Origin of the sequence: Pseudonocardia kujensis (assembly GCF_021283305.1) — a bacterium.
In the GTDB taxonomy this organism is placed as follows: Bacteria; Actinomycetota; Actinomycetes; order Mycobacteriales; family Pseudonocardiaceae; genus Pseudonocardia; species Pseudonocardia kujensis.
The window spans coordinates 1-24001 of sequence record NZ_JAJSOK010000023.1; the positions used below are offsets into that span (position 1 = coordinate 1).

Consider the following 24001-nt stretch of genomic DNA (forward strand, 5'->3'; position numbering starts at 1 on the left):
ACCAGGGCGCCAGCTCGTCGCCGGCGACCTGGTAGTGCGCCGCGGTGACCACGCCGGGCAGCACGGGGACCCCGGTGGGCAGCAGGCTGCGCTGCAGCTCCAGCACGATCTCGGACGCGTGCCGGTACCGCCGCTCCGACGCCGCCGCCGCCCGCTCGGCCTCCTCCTGGCGCAGGGCCTGGGCGGTGGTCTCGGCGATGTGCACGACGAGGCCGCGGACCGACCCGTCGGCGTGGTGGGTGGGCAGGAAGGTGTAGGTGAAGAAGCCCTCCTCCAGCCGGCCGTCGCCGTCCCGGTCGACCAGCACCCGGCGATGATCGGCGGAGACCGGGCGGCCCGCGGCGAAGGCCTCCTCCATCATCTCGAAGATCTGCTGCCCCTCCAGCTCCGGCAACACCTCGCGGATCGGGCGGCCGACGATCCCGGGGCGGAACCCGGCCGAGGCACGGGCACCCGCGTTGGCCGCGACGACCCGCAGCTCGGGGCCCTCGAAGGCCCAGATGATCGCGGGAACCGACTCGAATGCGTCGAGGACGTCGACGGGGGAGCCGGCGTCGCCCGAACCGTCCTCCGCCGGCATGCCCGCATCGTGGCACAGTCGCCGGTGGCCCGCGCGCCGCTCGCCGCGGCGCTGCCCCTCGCGACCACCGGGCGGGGCGCCGCCCGCGCCGCGTCCCCGCCCGGGGGCCCTCAGCTCGACCCGGCCGCGACCGACTCCTCCTCGGCGCGCAGGACGTCGTCACCGTAGAGGGCCTCGACCCAGTTGCTCTGGTACACGGTGTCCAGGTAGCGCTCGCCGAGGTCGGGGGCCAGCGCCACCGCGACGGTCCCGGGCGTGCCGTGCTCGGCGAGCCAGCGGGTCGCCCCGCTGACCACAGTGCCGGTGGAACCGCCGAAGAGGAACCCGCGCCGGGCCAGCCGGTGGCACATCCGCACGGTGTCGGCCTCCTCGACCCGCACCACGTCGTGCACCAGCGCCGGTTCGAGGAACTGCGACGGGACGCTGCTGCCCAGACCCGGGATCATCCGCCGCGCCGGTGCGTCGCCGAAGGTCACCGATCCCGCCGCATCGACGGCCACGATCGTGACACCCGGTGCGTACTCGCCGAACCAGCGCGCGCACCCCATCAGGGTGCCGGTCGTCCCCGCCCCGACGAACAGCACGTCGAGGTCCGGGAACTCGCGATGGATCTCCGGTGCGGTCCGCCGGTAGTGGGCGCGCCAGTTGTCGGCGTTGCCGTACTGGTTGAGCCACACGTACTTCTCGTCCGAGGCGAGCAGTTCGCGCACGTGCCGCAGGCGCGCGCCGAGCAGCCCCTCCTTGGGGTCCGGGTCGGTCATCACGTGCACCTCGGCCCCCAGTGCCTCCATCATCCGGCGGGTCGCCAGGTTGCACCGGGAGTCGGTCACGCACACGAACTTCAGACCCTTGCTGGCGGCGAGCAGGCTCAGCGCGACGCCGAGGTTGCCCGACGACGATTCGACCAGCACCGACCACGGATGGATCACACCGCGCCGCTCGGCGGCCTCGACCATCTCGGTCGCGGCCTTCAGTTTGATCGATCCTGCGAAGTTGAACCCCTCGCACTTGAGGTGCAGCGGCTGGTCGACGATCGCGGCCAGATCGACGTACAGCGCGTCCTCGTTGTACTGATGGGGCTCGGAGATGACGGGCACTGGGCCCTCCTCGTCTGACTGCTCGCCCGGCGCGGTCGCACCGGCGAGACCGTGGTGGAGAACGACGGAGGTTCGTGGGTTCCGGCACGTGGGCGCGTCGAGGCGGCCCGTCGTACCGGGTGGATCTCCGACCGTGCGGTGGCGGCCGGTGTGCCGGGTGGGTCCCGCGGGGTGCGGGGCGACCCGTCCCGGACGTCGGCATGCTTCTGGTCGATGACCGGTCAGCGTGGACCGGGCGGGAGCCGTACGGGTACGGCCACCGCGCGCCCCGGTGGCCGGCGGGATCGCCGGCGCCGGGACGTCACCGACGTCGCTCTCCTGATGTCGTCACGAGCGGTCAAGGTTCCCCCCTTCCCGATCGGCACGGCACCCCCATGCCCCGCCGATCAGTGCCCCGCCGCCCCCTTGCGGCGAGTCGTGCACGTAGATCCCTCCGGACGAGCCGTCTGTTTCACGCGGGTCGATAATTCACTCAGACGTCGTATAAGGGGTTGCGCGACAAGCGCGTTCCGTGTCCGGTCGCGACGAACGGGTGATCAGGCGTCTCGCCGCCGGCAACGATCACCGGAAGGGTCGTGCCCTGCGCGGACGGTGGGAGGTCCGGGACCACGATGGACCGGCCCGTCGTCCTCGGTCGACTTCCGCCGTGATCGCGAGCACACTGCCCCCATGACCCCGCCGGACGACTTCGTCGGGCGGCGCGAGGAGCTCCGCGTGCTGACCGAGGAGTTCGAGCGGGCGCGGTCGGGCCGGGCCCGGGTCGTGTGGTTGACCGGCGAGGCCGGGATCGGCAAGACCTCCGTGCTGCACCGCTTCCGGGACCGGTCCGGCGCCGGGACCGTGCTGTGGGTCGCCGGCGACGAGGCCGAGGCGGGCCTGCCGTACGGCCTGCTGCAGCAGCTCCTCGCCGACGTGCCGGCGGAGCTGGTCGCCGACCTGCCCCTCCTCGGTGCCGGACCGGCGCCCGGGGCGGACCCGGTCGACGTCGGGGCGGCGCTGCTGGAGGTCCTCGGCGCGCTGGAGGCCGCGGGCCCGGTCCTGATCGTCGTCGACGACGCCCAGTGGGCCGACGAGCTGTCCGTCCGCGCGCTCGTGTTCGTGGTGCGGCGGCTCCGTCGGGACCCGGTCCTGCTCGTGGCCGGGGTCCGCGCGGAGGACACGCCGTCGCCGGCCTGGGGCCGGGTGCTCGCCCAGGAGCCGCTCCTGCGCCGGCTCTCCCTGACCGGACTGGACGCCGACGACGTCGGGGCCCTGTCGGTCGCCCTCGGTGGACCGGAGCTGCCGCCCGCCGCCGCGGTGCGGCTGCGCGACCACACCGAGGGACACCCGATGCACGTCCGGGCCCTGGTGGAGGAGATCCCCCCGGCCGACCTCCTCGACCTCGCCGTCACCCTGCCCGCCCCCCGGTCGTTCGGTTCGCTGGTCCTGGTCCGGGTCGCCGGGCTCTCCCGGCCAGCCCAGGAGGTCGTGCTGGCCGCGGCCGTGCTGGGTGTCCGGGCCGCGCTGTCCGACGTGGCGGCGCTGGCCGGGGTCCCGGCCCCGCTCACGGCGCTCGGCGAGGCCGTCGGGGCCGGGGTGCTGCAGGAGGTTCCCGCCGGTGTGCGGCCCGACGTCGTGTTCCGGCACCCGCTCATCCGTGCCGCGGTGTACGCGGACCTGCCGCCCGAGCACCGGCATCGCCTGCACGCGGCCGCGGCGGGTCGCCTCGGCGGCGCGGCCGCGCTCGAGCACCGGATCGCCGCGGCCGTCGGGCCGGATCCCGAGCTGGCCGCGGAGCTGCAGAAACTGGGCGAGGACGAGCGCGCGGGCCGGCGATGGCGGGACTCGGCGGCACACCTGCTGGCGGCGGCCGACCTCAGCCCGACCCACCGGGAGCGGTCGGCGCGGCTCGTCGGCGCGCTGGAGTCCATGCTCGCCGGCGGGGACCTCGGCGCGGGGCTGCGGACCGAGCCGGAGGTGCGTGCGGCCGGTCCGAGCCCGGGCCGCAGTCGTGTGCTCGGCCAGCTCGCCGCGCTGACCGGCCGGTTCGCGGTGGCCCGCGAGGAGCTGACCGCGGCGGTCGACCGGAGCGGGCCGCACCCGGGCCGCCGGGCCGCGGCGGCACACCTGGCCCTGGTCTCCCTGATCGAGGGCGACACCGCCCGGGCCGTCGCGTCAGCCGAGGCGGCGCTCGCCACCGCGGGGGCCCCCGACGTCGCCTCGACGGCGGGGTTCGTGCTGGTCGTCGCCCTGGCCGCCGAGGGCCGGCACGACGAGGCCCACGCCGCCCTCGACGGCGGCCGGTCCGGCCCCGAGCCGGTCGAGGCCCGGGCGCTGCGCGGGATCCTCGCGCTCTGGACGGGCGACGCCGCCGGCGCGGCCCGGATCCTGTCCGGGGTGGTCGACGACCGGGCGCAGCACCTGCCGATGCAGGGCCGGCTGCTCGCGCTGGGCTACCTCGCCGAGGCGCACTACCGGACGGGCGACTGGCAGGAGGCGACCGTCGAGGCGGAGCTGGCGATCTCGCTCGCCCGGGACGCGGGCGTGGTGATGGGCAGCGGCGTCGTGCGCGCCATCGCCGCCTACGTGGCCGCGGGCCGGGGCGACCGCGAGGCGGCGCGCGCCCACACCGCCGCGGCGGCCGGCGTCGCGCAGGCCCTGCCCTGGTGGGGCGGGCGCGCGTACGCCGCCCTCGCGGCCGCCACCCTCGCGCAGGCCGAGCACGATCACGCCGCCGTGCTGGAGGCCCTTCGCCCCTTCGACGATCCGGCGCTGTCGCGGCTGCTCGACAACGTCGGGCCCGTCGGGTGGCGGGTCCTGCGCACCGAGGCGTTGCTCGGCCTGGGCCGCGAGCAGGAGGCGGACGCGGCCCTGCGCGAGCTCGAGGGCCGGGTCGCGGGCCGGCCGCCGGGTTGGCCCGGATCGGAGGTCGCCCGGCTGCGCGGCCTGCGCGAGGAGCTCCGGTCGGACCGGGCGGCCGCCGAGCGGGCCTACCGGGACGGCCTCGCGCGGGCCGAGGGCGTCGACGCGGCGCTGGGCCGGGCCCGCCTGGAGGTCGCGCTCGGCCGGCTGCTGCTGGCCGGCCCCGAGCGCCGCCCGGCGGTGGACCTGCTGCGCACCGCCCACGACCGGCTCGCCCGGCTCGGTGCCGTGCCGTTCCTCGCGGAGTGCACGGACCTGCTCCGCTCCGCCGGGCTGCACCCGCCCGCGCCCGGCGACGCGCTGGGCCTCACCCCGCAGGAGCTGGCCGTCGCCCGCTCCGTCGCGGCCGGGCGGACCAACCGGGAGACCGCCGCGGCGCTGTTCATCACCGGCCGCACGGTCGCGTTCCACCTCAGCAACATCTACGCCAAGCTCGGCCTCTCCTCGCGCCGTGAGCTGGCCGCGCGCCTCCACGAGCTCGACGCCCGGCCGCTCCCCTGACGGCGTCCGGCGGTACCGGGCCGGGCGGAGCCGGGACGGAGCCGGGCGGGCAGGGTCGCAGGATCGACCGGCACCATCGTGTCGCGGACGTGCAGCAGCCGGAATCGGAGCGAGACGCGGCTGTCCGAACCCGCGAACGTCCCGCCGGGCCGCAGCACCCGGGCGGCCTCGGCGAACAGCCGGTCCTGCCGTGCGGTCGAGGGCACGTGGTGCAGCATCGTGAAGCAGGCGACGACGTCGACGCTGCCGGCCGGGAAGGGCAGGTCCGCCCCGTCACCGGTCCTGATCTCGACCGGGCCCGCGAGATCCCGTCGCAGGTCGGCGGCGAGGGCCGGGTCCACCTCGACGGCGGTGAGGCGGCCGGCCCGCTCGGCCAGCCACCGGGTCGTCGCCCCGTAGCCGGGACCGATCTCCAGCACGTCGCCGGTGAGGTCGACGCCGTCGAGCGCCCACGGCATGACCTGGCCGTGCATCCGCTCCGCCCACCCCGCGGAGCGGCACAGCCGGCGGTGGACGGCATTCATCGGCCTGGTCCCGACGCTGGAGGGCGCCCTGGTGTCGGTCGAGCGCGCCGGTCGAGCGGTTTCGCGGGACCTTCGTCCTCCGCGGTGTCGAGGAGGGACGCAGGGCAGGGGGTCCGACCGTCGGCCGCCCCTCACTCCGGTCGGCGCAACGGCGGCACGGCCGGTCGACGGCCGAGGTCGGGACCAGCGCATTTCGACCACCGTCACCCCTGGTGTCGACCCGTCACGGCATGCACCATCGAGGGATGCCACGGTGGGCGTGGGGCGTGATCATCGTGCTGGTCCTGCTGATCTGGGTCGTGCCCAACCCGGCAGCGGCAGGAGCAGCGGTCGGCAACGCCTTCCAGGCGATCGTCGTCTTCTTCCGCAGCATCGGCAACGCCGCGGTCACCTAACCCGCCCCCGCCCCCGTCAGCATCCCGTCGACCAGCAGGTCGGCGTAGGCCGCGCCGATCTCTTCCGGCGACCTCCTCCCGTCGGGCCGGTACCAGCGGTGGACCCAGTTCGCGGCGCCCAGCACCGCGAGGGCCGTGAGCTGCGGGTCCAGGTCCGGCTTGACCCGCGGGTCGGCCCGCGCGTCGACGACCAGGCCGGCGACCACCTCCTGGTAGTCGCGGACCGGCAACCGCGCGCGGTGCTCGGCGGAGAGCTGGTCGAACTCGTGCAGGAGCACGGTCGTCCCCACGAGGTTGTCGATCAGGTACCGGACGTGGCCGCGGATCACGGCCCGCAGTCGCTCGACGGGGTCGAGGTCGGCCCCGGCCAGCTCGCGCAGGTGCGCCAGGCCGCCCCCGTACACGGTCCGGACGACCTCGAACAGCAGCTCGTCCTTGCTGCGGATGTAGTGGTACAGGCTGCCCTTCAGCACCCCGAACTCGTCGGCGATGTCCTGCAGGGTGGTCGACCGGTAGCCCTTGCGGGCGAAGATCCGGGCCGCGATGTCCAGCAGCTCCTGCCAGCGGCCGTCGTCGGCGCGCAAGGGCGGCGCGGTACCGGTGCGCGGCGCCCTCCGCCTGTTCACCACCGGCCCGGCCGTCCGCTCACACCCCGGCCGACAGCTCGGCGAGCAGCCGGTCGCGCAGCCGGAACTTCTGGATCTTGGTGGCGGACATCGGCCAGTCGGCGGTGAACCGCACGTACCGCGGCACCTTGTACTTCGCCAGGCCCACGCGGCAGTACGCCGTCACCTCGTCCTCGGTCAGGGTGGCGCCGGGGCGCAGCTCGACGAACGCGGCCGGCACCTCGCCGTACTTCGGGTCGGGGACGCCGAGGACCACGGCCGTCTGCACGTCGGGATGGGCGCCCAGGTAGGCCTCGACCTCGAGGCAGCCGACGTTCTCGCCGCCGACCTTGAGCATGTCCTTGGTGCGGCCGCGGAAGGTCAGGTTGCCGGCGGCGTCGACCGAGGCGAGGTCGCCGGTGTGGAACCAGCCCTCGGTGTCGAAGCTGGCCGCGGTCTTCGCCGGGTCGTTGCGGTAGCCCTGGAAGAGGTTGAACCCGCGGATCCACAGCGGACCGGTCTCGTCCGGGGGCAGCGGGGCGCCCGTCAGCGGGTCCCGCACCTGCGCCTCGACGCCGGTGAAGGGCCTGCCGGAGGTCAGCCGGGCCTCGAGCGGGTCGTCGAGCCTGCCCATGATCGCGACGCCGCCGGTCTCGGTGGAGCCGTAGCAGCTGACGTGGGCGGTGTGCGGCAACCGCTCCTGGAACGAGCGCAGCAGGTCCGGCGGCCCGACGGTGAGCATCGCGCGCACCCGCCGGAAGGTGTCCGGGCCGTAGGAGGGGTGCTTCAGCAGCGGGCTCGTCAGCGTCGGGTAGGCGGGGTAGAGGATCGTGGCGCGCTCGCGCTCGATCTGCGCGAGCGCGGCGTCCACCTCGAAGTGGGTCATGGAGAGCCAGGCGGCGCCGGCGCCGAGCACGCCGACCATCGGCGCCTGCGCGCTGACGTGGAACATCGGCAGCGGGTTCCACATCCGGTCCGCGGCGGTGAGGCCGAACGCCTCCTCCCCCACCGCCCGCCCCAGCCCGACGACCGAGCGGTGCGTGAGTGGGCAGCCCTTCGGCACCGCCGTGGTCCCGGACGTGTACATCATGATGTACGGCTGGTCGGGATCGACGGCGTCCGCGGCCGCGAGCGCGTCACCGGTCCCGGCCGCCAGGAAGTCCTCGCGGGTGCGGAAACCCGGCGCCTCCCGGGTGCCCATCACGACCGCGGCCCGCAGCCCGGGCGCGCCGGCGAGCGCCGGTGTCGCCCCCGGCCGGGCCGCGGCCAGCTCGGGGAAGGCCTGGTGCAGCCGCGCCACGTAGTCCACGTGCTCGTCCACGGCGTCGGTGGTGAGCAGCACCTTCATCCCCGAGTCGGGGACCACGTGCGCGATCTCCCGCGGCGTGAGCCGGGCGTTGACCGGCACGAACAGCGCCCCGGTCATCGCCGTGCCGATCATGGCGTGGGCGAACGCGAGCCCGTTGGGCATCAGCGTGCCCACGGCGTCGCCCGGCCCCACGCCGAGCGCGAGGAGCGCCCGGGCCACCTCGCTCGCGGAGGCCAGCAGCCCGCGGTAGGTCTGCCGGGCGTCGGGGAACACGAACGCGTCGGCGTCCGGGTGCTCGCGGGCCGCGCGCAGGACGAGGCCCGGGATCGTCAGGTCCGGGGTCATCGGCACACCGCTCACGAGAAGGACCGCGGGAGGCCGAGGCCCTCGGCGATGCCGTTGCGCGCCATCTCGTTCGTCACCGGGCCGATCCGGAACAGCCGGACGTCCCGCCAGTAGCGCTGCATGTCCGTCTCGGCCGAGTACCCCATGCCCCCGAGGATCTGCAGGCCGAGGTCGGCGGCCTGCCCGGCCAGCTCGGAGGCCACGACCTTCGCCATGTTCGCCTCCTGCCCGCACGGGCGGCCCAGCGACTGCAGCCAGGCCGCGCGGTAGACCATCAGCTCGGCCTGGTCGCGCCACATCGCGATGTTGGCGACGTGGTGCTGAAGCGCCTGGAACCGGCCGATCGGACCGCCGAAGGCCTCGCGGTCCTGCATGTACCGCAGCGCGTCCTCGAGGACGCCGTCCATGATCCCCACGCAGAACGAGGAGAGCATGATCCGCTCGTTGTTCAGCGTGGGCAGCAGCATGTACCAGGCCCGGTCCTGCTCGCCGAGGAGGTTCTCGTCGGGCACGAACACGTCGTCGAGGAAGACGTCGCACGCGCCGAGGGCGCGCATCCCCAGCTTGGGGATCTCCCGGATCGTCACGCCCTCGGCCCGCGCGGGCAGGATGAACAGCGACACGCCCTGGTGCCGCTTCTCCCCGTGGTCGGCCGTGCGCGCCAGCAGCAGGATGTAGTCGGCCACGTGCGAGGCCGAGCTCCAGGTCTTCTGCCCGTTCACCACCCAGCCGCCGTCGACCTTGCGCGCGCGGGTCCGCATGCCGCCCAGCAGGTCCGTGCCGCCGCCGGGCTCGGTGAACCCGATCGCCCACTTCTCCCGGCCCTCGACGATCGCGGGGAGGTGCGCCGCCTTCTGCTCCTCCGTGCCGTAGAGCCCGACCGACTTGCCGCCGGCGAACGACGTGATGCCCCAGACCCAGGTCAGCCCGGCCAGCGACCGGGCCAGCTCGCGGGCCAGGATCATCTGGGTCAGCACGTCCCCGCCCTGGCCGCCGTACTGCTCGGGGATCCCGATGCCGTGGAAGCCCGCGGCCGTGAACTTGTCGAACAGGGCGTGCGGGAAGTGGTGCTCGTCGCGCTCCAGCTCCCGGGCCCAGGACTTGGGTGCCTCGCGGTCCACCCATTCCTTCACGGTCTTCCGGAAGAGCTGCTGCTGCTCGGTGAGCTCGAAGTCCACGCCGTACCTCCGTCGGTCCGCCGCGGGACGACGGTACGCGCCCCGACAACCGTTTGGTAGGGCTACGGGGAGACGCGGCGGCCGGCCGAGGGCCGGCGAAGGAGACCTACTCGGTCAACAGCAACGTGTAGAGGCGGGCGATGAGCCCGTCCTGGACCAGCGCGACGTCCATCCCGCGGACGACGGGCGGCTGCCCCTCCGGCCCGAAGTTCCAGGCGAGATGACCCAGGTCCTGGACGATGCGGACCGGTCCGGCCGGGGTGAACCCGAAGTCCGGGGCCTCGTCGAGGAGCTTCTGCACCTTCGCGTCGACGGCGTCGTGCCCGACCACGGTCCCCTCGGGGTCCGAGAACCTGACGTCGGGGCGGTAGGTGCGGGCGATCGCGGCCCGCCGCCGCTCGGCGTCGCGCTCGTTGAAGACCGCCATCAGGTTCGCCTGCATGAGCTCGGCGATCTCCGCCACGTCGTGCGCCTCTCGTCCGGGGTGGTCGCGCGGTCAACGTAGAAGCCGCGGGGGCGGTCGCGCCACCCCGTCCTCGAGCCGGCCGGCCTGTCGCCGTGAACCTCCCCGGTCGGACGGGGCCGGTTGCGGGTCATGCCGTGTGCGGAGTCCTGGTTCTGAACTAGGCTGGTCGTCCTGGTTCTCGACGCCGAGCAGGAGGTCGCCCGATGCCGCGCCGCCCCCGCCACGTCCGCCTCACCGAGCCGCTCGTCCGTGAGGACGGGGTGTTGCGCCCGGCGAGCTGGGAGGAAGCCCTCGACCGGGCCGCCGCCGGCTTCCGCGGCGTCCCGCCCGAGGCGTTCGGGATGTTCAGCTGTTCCAAGGCCACCAACGAGATGAACTTCATGGCCCAGAAGTTCTCCCGGGTGGTCATGGGCAGCAACAACGTGGACTCCTGCAACCGCACTTGACACGCTCCCTCGGTCGTCGGTCTGACGGCAGTGTTCGGAGCGGGTGGCGGCACGTCGGCCTACGTCGAGGCCGAGGACGCCGATCTGCTGGTCCTGTGGGGTTCCAACGCGCGCGAGACGCACCCGATCTTCTTCCACCACGTCCTGCAGGGGCTGAAGAAGGGCGCCCGGATGTGGTCGGTCGACCCGCGGCGCACGTCCACCGCGCAGTGGGCCGACGGGTGGCTCGGCCTCGACGTCGGCACCGACGTCGCGCTGGCCAACGCGATCGGGCGGGAGATCATCCACGCCGGCCTGGTCAACGAGGTGTTCGTCGAGCGCTCGACGACCGGGTTCGAGGACTACCGGGCCACGGTCGAGCCCTACACGCTCGCGCGGGCCCAGGAGATCACCGGCGTCGACGCCGGCCTGATCCGCGACCTGGCGCACGCCTACGCCCGAGCCGACCGCGCCCAGATCTGCTGGACGCTGGGCATCACCGAGCACCACAACGCCGCCGACAACGTGTTCGCCCTGATCAACCTGGCGCTGCTGACCGGGCACGTCGGCCGGTACGGGTCGGGGCTGGTGCCGCTGCGCGGGCAGAACAACGTCCAGGGCGGCGGCGACATGGGCGCCATCCCCGCCAAGCTGCCGGGCGGCTACGACCTCGGCGACGAGACGGCACGCGCCCGCTACGAGCGCGCGTGGGGCGTGCCGATCTCGCCGAAGCCGGGGATGCACCTGTCCGAGATCTTCGAGGCGATGGACACGGGCACGTTGCGCGCCCTGTACTGCATCGGGGAGAACCCGGCCGAGTCGGAGGCCAACGCGGCGCACGCCCGGCACCTGCTGGAAGGCCTGGACCACCTCGTCGTCCAGGACATCTTCCGCACGGCCACGGCCGAGCTGGCCGACGTCGTCCTGCCCGCCGCGGCGGACTGGTGCGAGTACGAGGGCACGGTGACCAACTCCGAGCGCCGCGTGCAGCGTGTTCGCAAGGCGATCGACCCGCCGGGGTCGGCCCGTCCCGACACCCACATCATCTGCGGCGTCGCCGAACGGATGGGCCACGCCTGGGGCGAGCCGACCGCCGAGCAGGTGTGGGACGAGCTGCGGTCGTTGTCCCAGAACTGGCACGCCGGCATGTCCTACGCCCGCCTGGACGCGCTCGGCGGGATCCAGTGGCCGTGCCCGACGGAGGATCACCCCGGCACGCCGACGCTGCACACCCGGCTGTGGGCCGAGGAGCCGGAGGACCGGGGCCGCCCGGCGCCGTTCATGCCGGTGGAGCACGCCGCCCCGCTCGACGTCCTGAGCGAGGAGTTCCCGATCCGGCTCACCACCGTCCGCATCCTCGACGCCTACAACTCCGGCGTGCAGAGCGGCGGGTACTCCTCGCCGATGCGGCGGCGCGAGTCGCTGCGGATGGACGCCGAGGACGGGGCGAGGCTGGGCATCGCCGACGGCGAGCGGGTGCGGGTCGTGTCCCGCCGCGGCGCCGTGGAGGCACCGGTCGCGTTCGACCCGTCGCTCCGGCCGGGGCTGGCGTCCTTCACGCCCCACTTCTCCGAGGAGGTCGACATCAACGTCCTGACCAACGACGCGTGGGACCCGAAGTCGGGCACATCGGAGTTCAAGGCGACGGCGATCCGTATCGAGAGAATCGGCAGCGAGAAGATCTGATGGACCTGCGCCTGTCCACGGCCGAGCCGACGGAGGCCGAGCGCCGCGCCGTCGACGCGGCCTTCGCCGCCCACCGGTCCCCCGACGACGTCCCCGGCGCCGACGTGCGGTTCCCCGACTCGGGGCACGCCGCCCGGGGGCGCCGGCACATCCTGCTGCCCGCGCTGCACGCGGTGATGGACGCGGTCGGGCACCTCACGCCGGGCGCCCTGAACCACCTCGCGCGGGTGCTGTCCGTGCCGCCCGCCGACGTCTACGGCGTCGCCACGTTCTACGCGATGTTCAGCGTGACGCCGCGGGCCCCGCACGTGGTGCACGTGTGCGACGACGTCGCGTGCGCGCCGGCCGGCGCCGAGGCGGTCATCGCGGGGCTGACGGAGGACCTCGGCGAGGAGGGCGAGGGCAAGGAGGCCTGCTGGGTCCGCAGCCCGTGTCTCGGGCTGTGCGAGCGGGCGCCGGCCGCGATGCTGCAGCTGGCCGGCAGGCCGGACGTGAGCGTCGCGCCCGCGGCGATCGGGAGTCTGCGCGCGGAGCTGGACCGGATCGCGACCGAGGAACCCACGCGGGTCCCGGCCGCCGACGCCGCGTTCGCCGACGCCACCGTGAGCGTCCCGCAGGCCGGGCAGCCGCAGCTCACGTTGTTGCGCCGGGTGGGCGTCGTCGACCCGGAGAGCATCGACGACTACCGCGCCCACGGTGGCTACGAGGCGCTGCGGCGCGCGGTCGCGCTCGGCCCGGAGCGGGTGATCCGGGAGGTCTCCGACGCCTCGCTCACCGGCCGGGGCGGGGCCGCGTTCCCGACCGGCGTCAAGTGGGACGGCGTCGCCCGCGCCCCGAGCCGCCCGCACTACCTGGTCTGCAACGCCGACGAGTCCGAACCCGGCACGTTCAAGGACCGCGTGCTGATGGAGTACGACCCGTTCGGGCTGATCGAGGCCATGACGATCGCCGGGTACGCCACGGGCTGCGAGCGCGGCTACCTCTACGTCCGCGGCGAGTACCCGCTCGCCACGCGCCGCCTGGAGCACGCGATCGCGACCGCGCGGGCCCACGGGTACCTCGGCGACGACGTGGCGGGGGACGGTTTCACCTTCGACATCGAGCTGCGCCGCGGCGCCGGGGCCTACATCTGCGGCGAGGAGACCGCGCTGCTGAACTCGATCGAGGGGCATCGCGGCGAACCCCGCAACAAGCCCCCGTTCCCCAGCACCAGCGGCCTGTTCGGCAAGCCGACGGTGATCAACAACGTCGAGACGCTGTACAACGTCCTGCCGGTGCTCGCGGTCGGCGGCGAGGAGTTCGCGAAGGTCGGCGGCGGTCGCTCGACCGGGACGAAGCTGTTCTGCGTGTCCGGGGCGGTCGGCACGCCCGGGGTCTACGAGGTGGACTTCGGCACCACGCTGCGCGAGCTGCTGGAGCTGGCGGGCGGCGTGCGCGGCGAGCTGCGGGCGGTCCTGCTCGGCGGGGCGGCAGGCGGGTTCGTGCTGCCCGACGGGCTCGAGCTGCCGCTCACCCTCGAGGGCTCCCGCGAGATCGGGGCCACGCTCGGCTCCGGTGTCGTGCTCGCGCTCGACACGCAGGCGGACCTGACCGGGACGCTGCGCCGGATCGCGGCCTTCTTCCGCGACGAGTCCTGCGGGCAGTGCGTGCCCTGCCGGGTCGGCACCGTCCGCCAGGAGGAGGCCCTGGCCCGGCTCACCCGGGGCGCCCCGAAGGGTCCGGAGCTGACGTTGCTCGACGACCTGGCCCGCGTCATGCAGGACGCGTCCATCTGCGGCCTGGGGCAGACCGCCCCGGCCGCCGTCCTGTCCGCACTGAAACTGGGCCTGTTGTGAGAATGGGGCTGCTGTGACGACCGTGCTGCTCGGCTCGATCTCCCGGCTCGTGACCGTCACGGTCGACGGCCGCGAGCTCCGCGTCCCCGAGGGAGCGACGATCCTCGACGTCCTGCGCGAGCAGGGTGTCGAGACGCCGACCCTCTGCTGGGCGCCGAACCTCACGCCGATCAACGCCTGCCGGGTGTGCATGGTCGAGGTCGAGGGCTCCCGGGTGCTCGTGCCGTCGTGCGCGCGGAAGGTCGACGACGGGATGGTCGTGCGCACGGACACCGAGAAGGTGCGGCACAGCCGTCGGATGGTCCTCGAACTGCTCGCCTCCTCGGTGGACATGGACCAGGCGAGCGAAGACGTGCAGCGCTGGATGGTCGAGTACGGCGTCGAGCCCGGCCGCTACGGACCGCCGGCACCCCCGGAGGACGACCGCGCGGGCCACCGGGTCGGCCACCACCACGCGCCGGACGGGTCGACGGCCGCGAACGTCGCCCAGCCGGTCAAGGTCGACAACGACCTCTACGTGCGCGACTACGCCCGCTGCATCCTCTGCTACAAGTGCGTGAAGGCCTGCGGCACGGACGCCCAGTTCACGTTCGCGATCTCCGCGGCGGGCCGCGGGTTCGACGCCCACATCGCCACCGAGTACGACGGCGAGCTGCCCGACTCCGCCTGCGTCTACTGCGGCAACTGCATCGGGGTCTGCCCGACCGGCGCGCTGAAGTCGGTCCGCGAGCACGAGCTGCGCGAGGCCGGCGACTGGCGTCCCGAGAAGGAGACCGTCACCACGACGATCTGCTCGTTCTGCGGGGTCGGCTGCAACCTGGAGCTGCACGTCCAGCAGGGCAGCATCGTCAACGTGACCAGCCCGTCGGACCACTCGGTGACCCACGGGCACCTCTGCATCAAGGGCCGGTTCGGCTTCCAGCACGTGCAGAACCTCCCCGAGGCCTGAGCGGCCGGTCCCGGACCGTGCGGTCGGAGGGGTTCTGGGGCCACCGCCGAGCCGCTACCGTCCGCACAGCGGCACACGCACGACGCCGACGCTCGCACGACGACGTGAAGGGGTGCGCGTGGACCCGACCATCGTGGACACCGACCGCCATCCGCTCGACGACCCGGCGCTGGTCGACCGCGTGCGGGCCGAGCTGCGGGACTCCGGCTGCTGTGTGCTGCCGGGGTTCGTGCGGGCGGAGCACGTGCCGGCGTTGCGCGCGGAGGGCCGGGCGCTGGCGCCGCTCGCCCATCACGAGACCGCGATCGTCAACGTCTACAACACCGACCCGGACCCCACGCTCCCGGCGGGGCACCCCGCCCACCGGCCGCTGGAGCGGGGCAACGCCTTCGTGGCCCGCGACCGGATCCCGGCCGACGCGCTGATCCAGCGCCTCCACGCCGACCGCGCCGTCCAGGGGTTCGTCGCCGCCGCCTTCGGGCTGCCCGAGGTGTTCGCGCTCGCCGACCCGCTCTCGGGCCTGGTGCTCAACGTCGTCGGCCCCGGCCGGGAGCACCCCTGGCACTTCGACACCAACGAGTTCACCGTCAGCCTGCTGACCCAGGCGGCCGAGGCCGGCGGCCTGTTCCAGTACTGCCCCGGCATCCGATCGCCCCAGGAGGAGAACCTCGACGCGGTCTCCGCGGTGCTCGACGGCGACCACCACGCCGTCCGCACGCTGGAGCTGCGCCCGGGCGACCTGCAGCTCTTCGCGGGCCGGTACTCCTTGCACCGGGTCAGCCCGGTCGAGGGCGGCCGCGAGCGGCACACCGCCATCCTCGCCTACAGCCGCCGGCCCGGGGTGGTCGGCACCGCGGCCCGGACCCGGCAGCTCTTCGGCCGGGTGACCCGCTCCCACACCGCACCGGCCGGCCCCGGCCGCGTCGACCGGCTCCTGATCTGAAGGGCCTCCGGTGACCCTCTCCCCCGCGACCTTCGGCAACGAGGACGCCCTGCCCCGGGTGCCGCTGCCCGCGCTGGAGGACACCGCCCGGCGGTTCCTCGAGTGGTGCGCGCCGCTGCTGACCGACGACGAGCGCGCCCGCACCGAGAAGGCGCTCGACGAGTTCCTCGCCGGCGAGGCCCCGGAGCTCGACGCGGCCCTGCGCACCTACGACGCCACCCCGGGGGTGCACAGCTGGCTCGACGCGTTCTGGCGGTCCCGCTACCTCGGCCGCCGCGACCGCATCGCGCTCAACGCCAACTTCTTCTTCCTCTTCCAGGACGCTCCCGGTCTCGGGCGGATCGAGCGCGCGACCGGGCTGATCGCCGCCACCGTGGGCTACAAGCTGGCGATCGACGCCCAGGCGGTGCCGCCGGCGACCCAGCGCGGCGCGCCGCTGTCGATGGAGCAGCTCAAGTACCTGTTCTCGGCCTGCCGCATCCCGGGTCGCGAGATCGACACCAGCCGCACCCCGTACACCGGGGCGTGGCCTGGCCCGTCCGCCGAACGCCACGTCGTCGTGTTCCACCACGGCCACGTCGTCCGGCTCGACGTGATCGCGCCGGACGGGAGACCGCACTCGGCCGCCGAGATCGCCGACGGGCTCCGCGTCGTCGTCGCCGACACGACCGCGCGCGGCGACGCCGTCGGGCACCTGACGACGATGGCCCGGCCCGCCTGGGCGGAGAGCCGCGACGCGCTGCGCGCGCACAACGCCGACGCCCTGGAGACGATCGAGACCGCACTGTTCTGCGTGGCCCTGGAGGACACCGTGCCGGGCGAGCCGCGCGAGGCCTGCGACGTCCTCCTGCACGGCGACTCCGGCAACCGCTGGTTCGACAAGTCGCTCACCCTGATCGTGTTCGGCGACGGCACCGCGGGGCTCAACGGCGAGCACTGCGAGCTCGACGGCACCACCGTCATCGGCTACGTCGACGCGATCCTCGGCGCGCCGACCCCGTACCTCCCCGGGGCGGGGCCCTGCGCCGTCACGCCCGTCCGCTGGCACCTCGACGACGCCCTGCGCGTCGACATCGCCCGCGCCGGCACCGAGTTCGCCGACTACGCGGCGGCCTGCGCCACGTCGACCCTGACGATCGACGGCGTCACCAGCCGGCGGGCCAAGGAGCTGCGCTGCTCCCCCGACGCCTTCGCCCAGCTGGCCTTCCAGCTCGCCCACCGCCGTGCGAAGGGGATCACCGGAGCGACCTACGAGTCGATCGCCACCCGCCGCTTCCATCACGGCCGCACCGAGGCGATGCGCGTGGTCACGCCCGAGATCGTCGCGTTCGTCGACGCGATGACCGACCCGGCCGTGGGCGACGACGCGCGGCGCGCCGCCTTCCGTGCCGCCGCCGACGCCCATGTCCGCCGGGCGAAGGAGTGCCAGGCCGGCGACGCCCCCGAGCAGCACCTGTGGGAGCTGCAGTGGATCCAGCGCCGGCGCGGCGGCCCGGACCTGCCGTTCTTCGACAGCCCCGGCTGGACGATCCTGCGCGACGACTACCTGTCCACCAGCGCCGTGCCCTCGCCCCGCATCCAGTACTTCGGGTTCGGCTCGACCAGCCCCCGCTGCATCGGGGTGGGCTACGGGCTGCAGCACGACCGGTTCGACGTCTACCTCGCGACCCCGTGCGCCGTCGCGGACCGGATGCACGTCTTCGCCGACCGCCTCCGCGAGGCCCTCGCCGAGCTCGACGGCCTCCTCGCCGCAGAACGGTCCCCGGGATGACCTCGATCGTCCGGGCGGCGCGGACCGCGACCTCGAAGGCCGACTTCAGCGGCATCTACACCGCACCCGACCCGCGCCCGTACTTCACCGCGCTCGCGCCGCTGGAGTACCAGGTGCCCGCCCACGCCGTGCCCGTCGTCCGCGCCGAGGTCGACGCGGCGGGCCGGGACGCACGGGCCCGGACACTGCTCGACCTCTGCTGCTCCTACGGGATCAACGCGGCACTGCTGCGCACGTCGATCGGGCTGCCGGCGCTCGGGGCCCGCTACACCGCGCCCGCCGTCGCCGAGCTGTCCCCCGACGCGCTCGCCGCCGCCGACGCCGCGTTCTTCGGCGCCTGGATGAACCGCCCCGACCTCCGAGTCCTGGGTCTCGACGCCTCCGCCCCCGCCGTCGGCTACGCGGTCCGGGCGGGGTTGCTCGAGCACGGTTTCGCCGAGGACCTCGAGACCGCCGCCCCGTCCCCCGAGCTCGCCGCCGCGCTCACGACGGTCGGGACGGTGGTGTGCACCGGCGGCGTCGGGTACGTCGGCCCGCGGACCTTCACCCGGCTGCTCGCCCACCTGCCGTCGGACGTCCGGCTGGTGGTGTTCGTGCTCCGCGTCTTCGCCTACGACGAGATCGTCGAGGTACTCGAGGCGCACGACCTGGTCACCCACCGCCTGCCCGGCACCGTCCGGCAGCGCCGCTTCGTCGACGCGGAGGAGCAGGCCGCCGCTGTCGCCGACGTCCGCGCCCGCGGCCTCGACCCCGCCGGCAAGGAGTCCGCGGGCTGGTTCCACGCCGAGTGCCACGTCAGCCGGCCGGCCCCCTGAGACCTCTCGTCCGCCGCCGGCGTCCCGGGCCGTGGGACCGACGCACGGGGACGACGGCGGCGGCGCCGTGGCATCACGCAGCCCCGCGCCATGGCGGGACTACGCCTCCTGCAGCTCGGCGAGGATCCGCTGCCGCAGCCGGTACTTCTCGACCTTGTTCGTCGGCGTGCGCGGGATGTCGTCGACGATCCGGACGTGCCTCGGCCGCAGGTACTTCGGCATGGTCTCCTCGGCGAAGGCGAACACCTCGTCCGTGGTCAGCGGGGCCCCCTCGGTGGGGACGACGTAGGCCACGATGTCGTCCTCGTCCCCCTCGGCGCTCGGGATCGGGAACGCGGCGCTCATCCGGATCACCGGGTGCTGGTTGAGCATGTCCTCGACCTGGAACGACGACAGGTTCTCGCCGCGCACCCGGATCCGGTCCCCGAGCCGGTCGACGAAGTAGAACAGCCCGTCCCCGCCCACGAGCGCGGCGTCGCCGGTGTGGAACCAGAGGTTGCGGGTCGCGGTGACCGTGGCCTCCGGCTTGTTCAGGTAGGACTCCAGCAGCAGCCCCGGCACCTTTGGCCGGACGGCGAGGTGGCCGGGCTCCTCCGGCGCGCACTCCTCGTCCCGCTCGTTGCGGACCGTGACGTCGAAGAACGGGCTCGGCCGCCCCATCAACCCCTTCCGGGTCGCGTGGGCGGCCTGCAGGACCGGGACGCCCTTGCGCTCCGCCACCGCCGCCATCTCCTCGTGCGAGTGGCCGCGGTAGAGATCGGTCGGCGTCCCCTCGCCGGGAGCGGTCTCCTCGATCAGCACGCACAGCGGCGCCCCGGCCTCGGTCTGCCCGAACCCGGCCGCCACGTGGTCGATCCCGAACCGGCGGGAGAACTCGTTGTGCTGCAACGGCAACGGCTGCATGTACGCCTTGTTCAACGTGTTCCGCCGGTCGTCGGCCGAGACAGGTGCCTTGGAGAGCCAGGGGATCATGACGTCGAGCAGGATCGCCGAGGTCGCCCCGCGGGAGGCGACGCGCTCCCAGAACCGGGTGGGGCTGAACCGGTTCCACACCGCGACCTCGCTGCCCTGCCAGAGCGCACGGCCGAAGTTCGCCAGCGCCCCGCCCACGTGGTACATCGGCAGGTCGTTGTAGACGACATCCTCCGCGGACAGCGTCATCCGCAGCCCCCAGGTGTACTGCGCCATCCAACGAAACGGCTGCAGCACGCCCTTCGACGGACCGGTGGTCCCGGAGGTGTAGAAGACGTTGGCCGGGTCGTCGAAGGCGAGGGCGATCGGCGGCGCCGCGGCGTCGGCCACGAGATCGTTCCAGCTCACCGGCCGGTACGCGGGGTGCAGGTCGGGGGCGGGCGCGTGGTCGTGCGCCGTCGGCGGCGGGGCGTAGACGGCGACGGCGGGCGGCTGCTCCAGCCCGTCCGCGACGCCGTTGAGCGCCGGGAGCAGCGCCGGGTCGGTCACGGTCAACACCGGCCTGGTGTCGTCGAGCTGGTAGGACAGCAGCCGCCCGGTGTAGGAGAAGTTGACCGGCGCGTAGACCGCCCCGGCCTTCCAGCAGCCGACCATCACCAGCGCGGTGATCATCGGGTTGAGGCTGAAGACCGACACCCGGTCGCCCTTGGCCACGCCCTGACCGGCCAGGTTGCCGGCGATCGCATCCGTCCGGCGGTCGAACTCGGCGTAGGTGAACGAGACGTCGTCCTCGCCGTAGTAGAGGAAGGTGCGGTCGCCGGTGGTCCGCGCCCAGTGCCGCAGCCGGTCGGTGATCAGCTCGTCCTCGGCCCGCAGCCGTGCGGTGAGCTCGTGCTCCGATGTCGCTGCCATGCGGGTCTCCTCAGGGGCGCGTGCCGAAGGCGGGGCGGCCGAGCTGCTCGGGCAGCAGGCGGTAGGCGTCGCGCACCCACTCGCACAGCACGGCCCGGCTCTCGCGGGGGTCGATCAGGTCCTGCACGCCGAACCGCTCGACGGTCCGGAACGGCGAGGCCAGCGCCTCCAGCTCGCGCTCGATCCGGGCGATCTCCGCCGCCCGGTCCGGCGCGTTGGCGAGCTGCGCGCGGAAGGCCGCCTCGACGCCGCCCTTCGCGGGCAGCGAGCCCCAGGTCGCCGAGGGCCAGGCCCACGTCCGGTTCGGCCGGTGCCGGTTGACGATCCCGGCCCCGCCGACCCCGAACACCCGCCGCACGACGATCTCGGCCTGTGGGATCCGCGCCTGGTAGACCGCGGCGATGGCCCGGACTCCGAAGCGGATGGTGGCCTTGCGCTCGGCGCCCGAGCCGATCGAGGCGCCACCCTGGTCGGTGAGGCTGACCAGCGGCAGGTGGAAGGTCTCGCAGAGGTCGACGAGCCGGGTGATGGCCTGCGCGCCCTCCGCCGAGATGGTCACGCCTCGGGTCGGGTCGGTGGCGATCACGCCGACCGGGTGCCCGTCGAGCCGGGCGAGCGCGGTCACCGTCGCGCCGCCGTACTCGGCGTAGCGGAAGACCGAGCCCTGGTCGAAGACGGCCTCGAGCAGGGCGTCCACGTCGTAGGGCTCGCGGGGGTTGCGGGGCACGGCCCGCAGCAGGCTCTCCTCCACCCGGTCCGCCGGGTCCTCGCCGGGCACGACCGGGGGCACCTCGAACACGCTCTGCGGCAGGTAGGACAGGAAGCCCCGGATCACGCCGAAGGCCTCCGCCTCGCTGCGGACGAACCGCTCCACGAGGCCGTTGTTGCGGTGGATCTCCGCGCCGCCGAGCTGCTCCTTGGTCAGGTCCTCGCCGGAGCTGCCCTTCACCACCGGCGGCCCGGCGGTGAAGACCTGCCCGATGCCCTCGACCATCAGCGCCAGGTGGGACATGGCCAGGCGCGCGGCGCCCAGCCCGACCGTCGGGCCGAGGCAGGCCGAGACGACCGGGACCAGCGACATGTTCTCGACGACGGCGTCCCACCCCGGGTTGACCGGCAGGTAGTGGTAGCCGTTGCGCTGCGCGGTGACGACGCTCCCGCCGCCGCTCGCCCCGTCGAGCAGCCGGACGACCGGCAGCCGCATCGCGCCCGCGTACTCCTCGGTGAAGACCTGCTTCTGCCAGATCGCGGCGTCGCCGGAGCTGCCACGGATGGTGAAGTCGTCCGCCCCGACGACGGCGCGGCGCCCGTCGATCCGGGCCGTACCGGAGACGAAGTTGACCGGCAGCAGCGCAGCCAGCTCGTTGTCCTCGGAGTAGGTGGCGAAGCCGGTGAGCGGGGCGATCTCGGAGAAGCTGCCCTTGTCCGCCAGCGCATCGATCCGCTCGCGCACGGTCAGCCGGCCGCTCTCGTGCTGGCGGGCGATCTTCTCCGGCCCACCCATCTCGCGGCCGAGGGCCCGGCGGCGGTGGACCTCCTCCGCCTCGCGCTCCCAGCCCTCGTCGACCGCGGGGACGTCCGCCGTGACCTCTCCGTCGTCCGCCGCCGAGGGTTCCAGCACCAGCAGCGGCGCGCCTTCCTCGACGACCGCCCCGACCTCGGCCAACAACCGGCCGACGGTGCCCGCGGTCTCGGCGCGGACCGTGAACTCCATCTTCATCGCCTCGAGCACCAGCAGGCGCTCGCCGCGGCGGACCCGGGCACCGGGCTCGACCGCGTACTCGACGACGACCCCGTCCATCGGCGCCGTGATCCCGTCGACGGGGACGACCGCGGCCGTCGGTGCCGCCTCCGGGGCGGTGGGGAACCGGACCGGCAGGGCGGTGCTCCGCAGCTCGGCGAGGTGCGCGGCCACGAACCCGGTGTCCGACGGGCCGCCGGTGAAGTCCGGATGGGTCAGCACCGCGCGCAGGAACGGGATCGTCGTCGCGAGCCCCTCGATCCGGAACTCGGCCAGCGCGGCGTCCGCGCGCCGGGCCGCGTCGGCGAACGAGGCGCCGCGGGCGATCACCTTGGCCAGCAACGAGTCGAACCGCGGGCTGGTCCGCAGGCCGGTGTAGCCGTAGGTGTCCACCCGCACGTGCGGGCCGGAGGGCGGGTCGAAGGCGGTGAGCAGGCCCGCCCGGGGGCGGGGCGTGCCGTCCTCGTCGAGCTCCTCGGTGTTGACCCGGGCCTGGATCGCGAACCCCCGCGGCTGTCCGTCGACGTCCAGCGCGCCGCCCTGTGCGAGCCGGATCTGGGTCTCGACGAGGTCGACGCCGGTGACCTCCTCGGTCACGGTGTGCTCGACCTGGAGCCGGGGGTTGAGCTCGAGGAACCACACGTCGTCGCCGTGCACGAGGAACTCGACGGTGCCCAGGCTCTCGTAGCCGACATGCTGGCCGATCGCGACGGCCGCGTCGAGGAGCCGCTGCCGGACCGTGGCGTCCAGGAACGGCGCGGGGGCGATCTCGACCAGCTTCTGGTGCCGGCGTTGGATCGAGCAGTCCCGCTCGCCCAGGTGCCGGACCTGCGCGCCGTCCCCGACGATCTGCACCTCGATGTGCCGCGCCGCCCCGACCAGCTTCTCCACGTACAGCTCCCCCGACCCGAACGCCTGCTCGGCCTCGGAACGGCAGCGGGCGTACGCGTCGGCGAGGTCGTCCGCCCCGGTCACGGCCCGCATGCCGCGGCCGCCCCCGCCGGCGAGTGCCTTGAGCATCACGGCGCCGTGCTCCGCGAGGAAGGTCGCGGCCTCGTCGAGCGAGGTTGGCCCGAGGGTGCCGGGCAGGACCGGGACGCCGGCCTCCTGGGCCGTCGCACGGGCGCGGACCTTGTCGCCGAACAGGTCCAACAGCTCAGGTCGTGGGCCGACGAAGGTCAGGCCGGTGTCGGCGCACCGCCGGGCGAAGGCGGCGTTCTCGCTGAGGAAGCCGTAGCCGGGGTGCACGAACCGGGCTCCCGCACGGGTGGCCACCTCGAGGAGCGCGTCCTGGTCCAGGTAGGCGGCCACGCCGGAGCCGGGCAGCTCGTGCGCCTCGTCCGCCAGCGTGACGTGCGGGGCGCCGGCGTCCTCGGGCGCGAACACGGCGACCGTCCGCAGGCCCAGCTCGCGGGCGGCCCGGACGAGCCGGACGGCGATCTCGCCCCGGTTGGCGACGAGCAGGGTCACGGGACCTCCAGTCGTGCGGTGATGCTGCGCAGCAGGTGCGCGACGAGGCGGTCGACGATCTGGAACTCGTCGAGCCCGCCGTCCGGCCGGTACCAGACCGCCGGGCCGAAACAGGCCCTGATCAGGGTGAACGCGGTGAGTTTCACGTCGTCGACCACGAGGCTGCCCTCGGCCACGCCCTCGCGCAGCAGCGTCTCGAGCAGCCGCTCGTAGCGGCGCTCGATGGTCCGGACCTCGTCGAGGTGCCGCTGGTCCAGGCCGTGCAGCACCGGCAGGAGGATCACGTGCCTGGCGAGCGGGTCGAACGCCGTCGCCGCGAGATCCCGCAGGGCGGCCTCGATGCGCACACGGGCGCTCTCGGGTCGCTGCACGATCTCGGTGAGCCGGTCGACCGCCGCCCCCGAGGTGGCTCGCCGGGTCTCCACGACCAGCTCCTGCTTGCTGCGGAACTGGTAGTAGAGCACGCCCTTGCTCACGCCCATCCGGGCGGCGATGTCCTCCATCGTCGCGGCCTCGTACCCCTTGCGGGCGAACACCTCCGCCGCGGCCGCCAGGATCCGCCGGCGCTGCGCCTCGCGCTGTTCGGGATCGCGGACGGCGCTGCCCCGCAGGCCGATCTCGGCCACCGACCCTCCCGGCGC

18 protein-coding genes are annotated in these 24001 nt (G+C 74.1%); 8 read left to right on the plus strand and 10 right to left on the minus strand.

Features of this window, described 5'->3' with window-relative positions; genetic code table 11:
* Nucleotides 1–580, minus strand: a 580-nt coding sequence (locus tag LWC35_RS17640; RefSeq protein ID WP_232871242.1) for a PAS domain-containing protein, incomplete at its 3' end; no start/stop codon positions are given.
* Nucleotides 581–690: 110 nt separating this feature from the next.
* Nucleotides 691–1677, minus strand: coding sequence for a 2,3-diaminopropionate biosynthesis protein SbnA (gene sbnA / locus LWC35_RS17645; protein WP_232871243.1), 987 nt, complete (start codon nucleotides 1675–1677; stop codon nucleotides 691–693).
* A 669-nt stretch (nucleotides 1678–2346) separates the two neighbouring features.
* Here sbnA and LWC35_RS39325 point away from each other — a divergent pair.
* The gene (locus tag LWC35_RS39325) at nucleotides 2347–5079 is read left to right on the plus strand and encodes an ATP-binding protein (protein WP_269804348.1); all 2733 of its coding nucleotides are present in this window, start codon (nucleotides 2347–2349) and stop codon (nucleotides 5077–5079) included.
* Here the strand turns inward: LWC35_RS39325 and LWC35_RS17660 are convergent.
* The gene (locus tag LWC35_RS17660) at nucleotides 5001–5603 is read right to left on the minus strand and encodes a class I SAM-dependent methyltransferase (protein ID WP_232871244.1); all 603 of its coding nucleotides are present in this window, start codon (nucleotides 5601–5603) and stop codon (nucleotides 5001–5003) included. The two genes, LWC35_RS39325 and LWC35_RS17660, sit on opposite strands and share 79 nt — an antisense overlap.
* Before the next feature lie 245 nt (nucleotides 5604–5848).
* On the opposite strand from LWC35_RS17660, the gene LWC35_RS17665 reads away from it, so the two are divergent.
* On the plus strand, nucleotides 5849–5998 hold the full coding sequence (locus LWC35_RS17665; protein WP_232871245.1) for a hypothetical protein: 150 nt from the start codon (nucleotides 5849–5851) through the stop codon (nucleotides 5996–5998).
* Here the strand turns inward: LWC35_RS17665 and LWC35_RS17670 are convergent.
* The 4 genes from LWC35_RS17670 to LWC35_RS17685 form a co-directional block, all read right to left on the minus strand.
* On the minus strand, nucleotides 5995–6582 hold the full coding sequence (locus tag LWC35_RS17670) for a TetR/AcrR family transcriptional regulator (protein ID WP_232871246.1): 588 nt from the start codon (nucleotides 6580–6582) through the stop codon (nucleotides 5995–5997). The genes LWC35_RS17665 and LWC35_RS17670 overlap by 4 nt on opposite strands.
* 61 nt (nucleotides 6583–6643) lie before the next feature.
* Nucleotides 6644–8257 (minus strand): class I adenylate-forming enzyme family protein, encoded by a 1614-nt coding sequence (locus LWC35_RS17675; protein ID WP_232871247.1) that lies wholly within the window; start codon nucleotides 8255–8257, stop codon nucleotides 6644–6646.
* An 11-nt stretch (nucleotides 8258–8268) separates the two neighbouring features.
* Entirely contained in the window at nucleotides 8269–9435 is a 1167-nt protein-coding gene (locus tag LWC35_RS40335) for an acyl-CoA dehydrogenase family protein (RefSeq protein WP_232871248.1), read from the minus strand.
* A gap of 106 nt (nucleotides 9436–9541) precedes the next feature.
* Nucleotides 9542–9898: a nuclear transport factor 2 family protein gene (locus LWC35_RS17685; protein ID WP_232871249.1), complete on the minus strand. Its 357-nt coding sequence runs from the start codon at nucleotides 9896–9898 to the stop codon at nucleotides 9542–9544.
* Nucleotides 9899–10104: 206 nt separating this feature from the next.
* Here LWC35_RS17685 and LWC35_RS17690 point away from each other — a divergent pair, with 206 nt between their 5' ends.
* The 6 genes from LWC35_RS17690 (at nucleotide 10105) to LWC35_RS17715 (ending at nucleotide 18325) form a co-directional block, all read left to right on the plus strand.
* Entirely contained in the window at nucleotides 10105–12012 is a 1908-nt protein-coding gene (locus tag LWC35_RS17690; protein ID WP_232871250.1) for a molybdopterin oxidoreductase family protein, read from the plus strand.
* The gene (locus LWC35_RS17695; protein WP_232871251.1) at nucleotides 12012–13847 is read left to right on the plus strand and encodes an NAD(P)H-dependent oxidoreductase subunit E; all 1836 of its coding nucleotides are present in this window, start codon (nucleotides 12012–12014) and stop codon (nucleotides 13845–13847) included. Before LWC35_RS17690 ends, LWC35_RS17695 begins: the two co-directional genes overlap by 1 nt.
* Nucleotides 13848–13860: 13 nt before the next feature.
* Entirely contained in the window at nucleotides 13861–14796 is a 936-nt protein-coding gene (locus LWC35_RS17700; RefSeq protein WP_232871252.1) for a 2Fe-2S iron-sulfur cluster-binding protein, read from the plus strand.
* 118 nt (nucleotides 14797–14914) lie between these two features.
* Nucleotides 14915–15739 (plus strand): HalD/BesD family halogenase, encoded by an 825-nt coding sequence (locus LWC35_RS17705; protein ID WP_232871253.1) that lies wholly within the window; start codon nucleotides 14915–14917, stop codon nucleotides 15737–15739.
* Nucleotides 15740–15749: 10 nt separating this feature from the next.
* The gene (locus tag LWC35_RS17710) at nucleotides 15750–17510 is read left to right on the plus strand and encodes a choline/carnitine O-acyltransferase (protein ID WP_232871254.1); all 1761 of its coding nucleotides are present in this window, start codon (nucleotides 15750–15752) and stop codon (nucleotides 17508–17510) included.
* The gene (locus LWC35_RS17715) at nucleotides 17507–18325 is read left to right on the plus strand and encodes a class I SAM-dependent methyltransferase (protein WP_232871255.1); all 819 of its coding nucleotides are present in this window, start codon (nucleotides 17507–17509) and stop codon (nucleotides 18323–18325) included. Before LWC35_RS17710 ends, LWC35_RS17715 begins: the two co-directional genes overlap by 4 nt.
* A 99-nt stretch (nucleotides 18326–18424) precedes the next feature.
* Here the strand turns inward: LWC35_RS17715 and LWC35_RS17720 are convergent, their stop codons facing one another.
* The 3 genes from LWC35_RS17720 to LWC35_RS17730 are packed head-to-tail and all read right to left on the minus strand — an operon-like array spanning nucleotide 18425 to nucleotide 23986.
* A complete protein-coding gene (locus LWC35_RS17720; protein WP_232871256.1) occupies nucleotides 18425–20149 on the minus strand; it encodes an AMP-binding protein in 1725 nt (574 codons plus the stop codon).
* A 10-nt stretch (nucleotides 20150–20159) separates the two neighbouring features.
* The gene (locus LWC35_RS17725; RefSeq protein WP_232871257.1) at nucleotides 20160–23360 is read right to left on the minus strand and encodes a carboxyl transferase domain-containing protein; all 3201 of its coding nucleotides are present in this window, start codon (nucleotides 23358–23360) and stop codon (nucleotides 20160–20162) included.
* Entirely contained in the window at nucleotides 23357–23986 is a 630-nt protein-coding gene (locus LWC35_RS17730; RefSeq protein WP_232871258.1) for a TetR/AcrR family transcriptional regulator, read from the minus strand. Before LWC35_RS17730 ends, LWC35_RS17725 begins: the two co-directional genes overlap by 4 nt.
* Nucleotides 23987–24001 lie beyond the last annotated feature (15 nt).

What these genes read in the sequence shown, in the direction of transcription:
- LWC35_RS39325 (WP_269804348.1), top strand. Translation starts at nt 2,347, where the DNA reads ATGACCCCGCCGGACGACTTCGTCGGGCGGCGCGAGGAGCTCCGCGTG.
- LWC35_RS17660 (WP_232871244.1), bottom strand. Translation starts at nt 5,603, where the DNA reads ATGAATGCCGTCCACCGCCGGCTGTGCCGCTCCGCGGGGTGGGCGGAG.
- LWC35_RS17665 (WP_232871245.1), top strand. Translation starts at nt 5,849, where the DNA reads ATGCCACGGTGGGCGTGGGGCGTGATCATCGTGCTGGTCCTGCTGATC.
- LWC35_RS17675 (WP_232871247.1), bottom strand. Translation starts at nt 8,257, where the DNA reads ATGACCCCGGACCTGACGATCCCGGGCCTCGTCCTGCGCGCGGCCCGC.
- LWC35_RS17695 (WP_232871251.1), top strand. Translation starts at nt 12,012, where the DNA reads ATGGACCTGCGCCTGTCCACGGCCGAGCCGACGGAGGCCGAGCGCCGC.
- LWC35_RS17715 (WP_232871255.1), top strand. Translation starts at nt 17,507, where the DNA reads ATGACCTCGATCGTCCGGGCGGCGCGGACCGCGACCTCGAAGGCCGAC.
- LWC35_RS17720 (WP_232871256.1), bottom strand. Translation starts at nt 20,149, where the DNA reads ATGGCAGCGACATCGGAGCACGAGCTCACCGCACGGCTGCGGGCCGAG.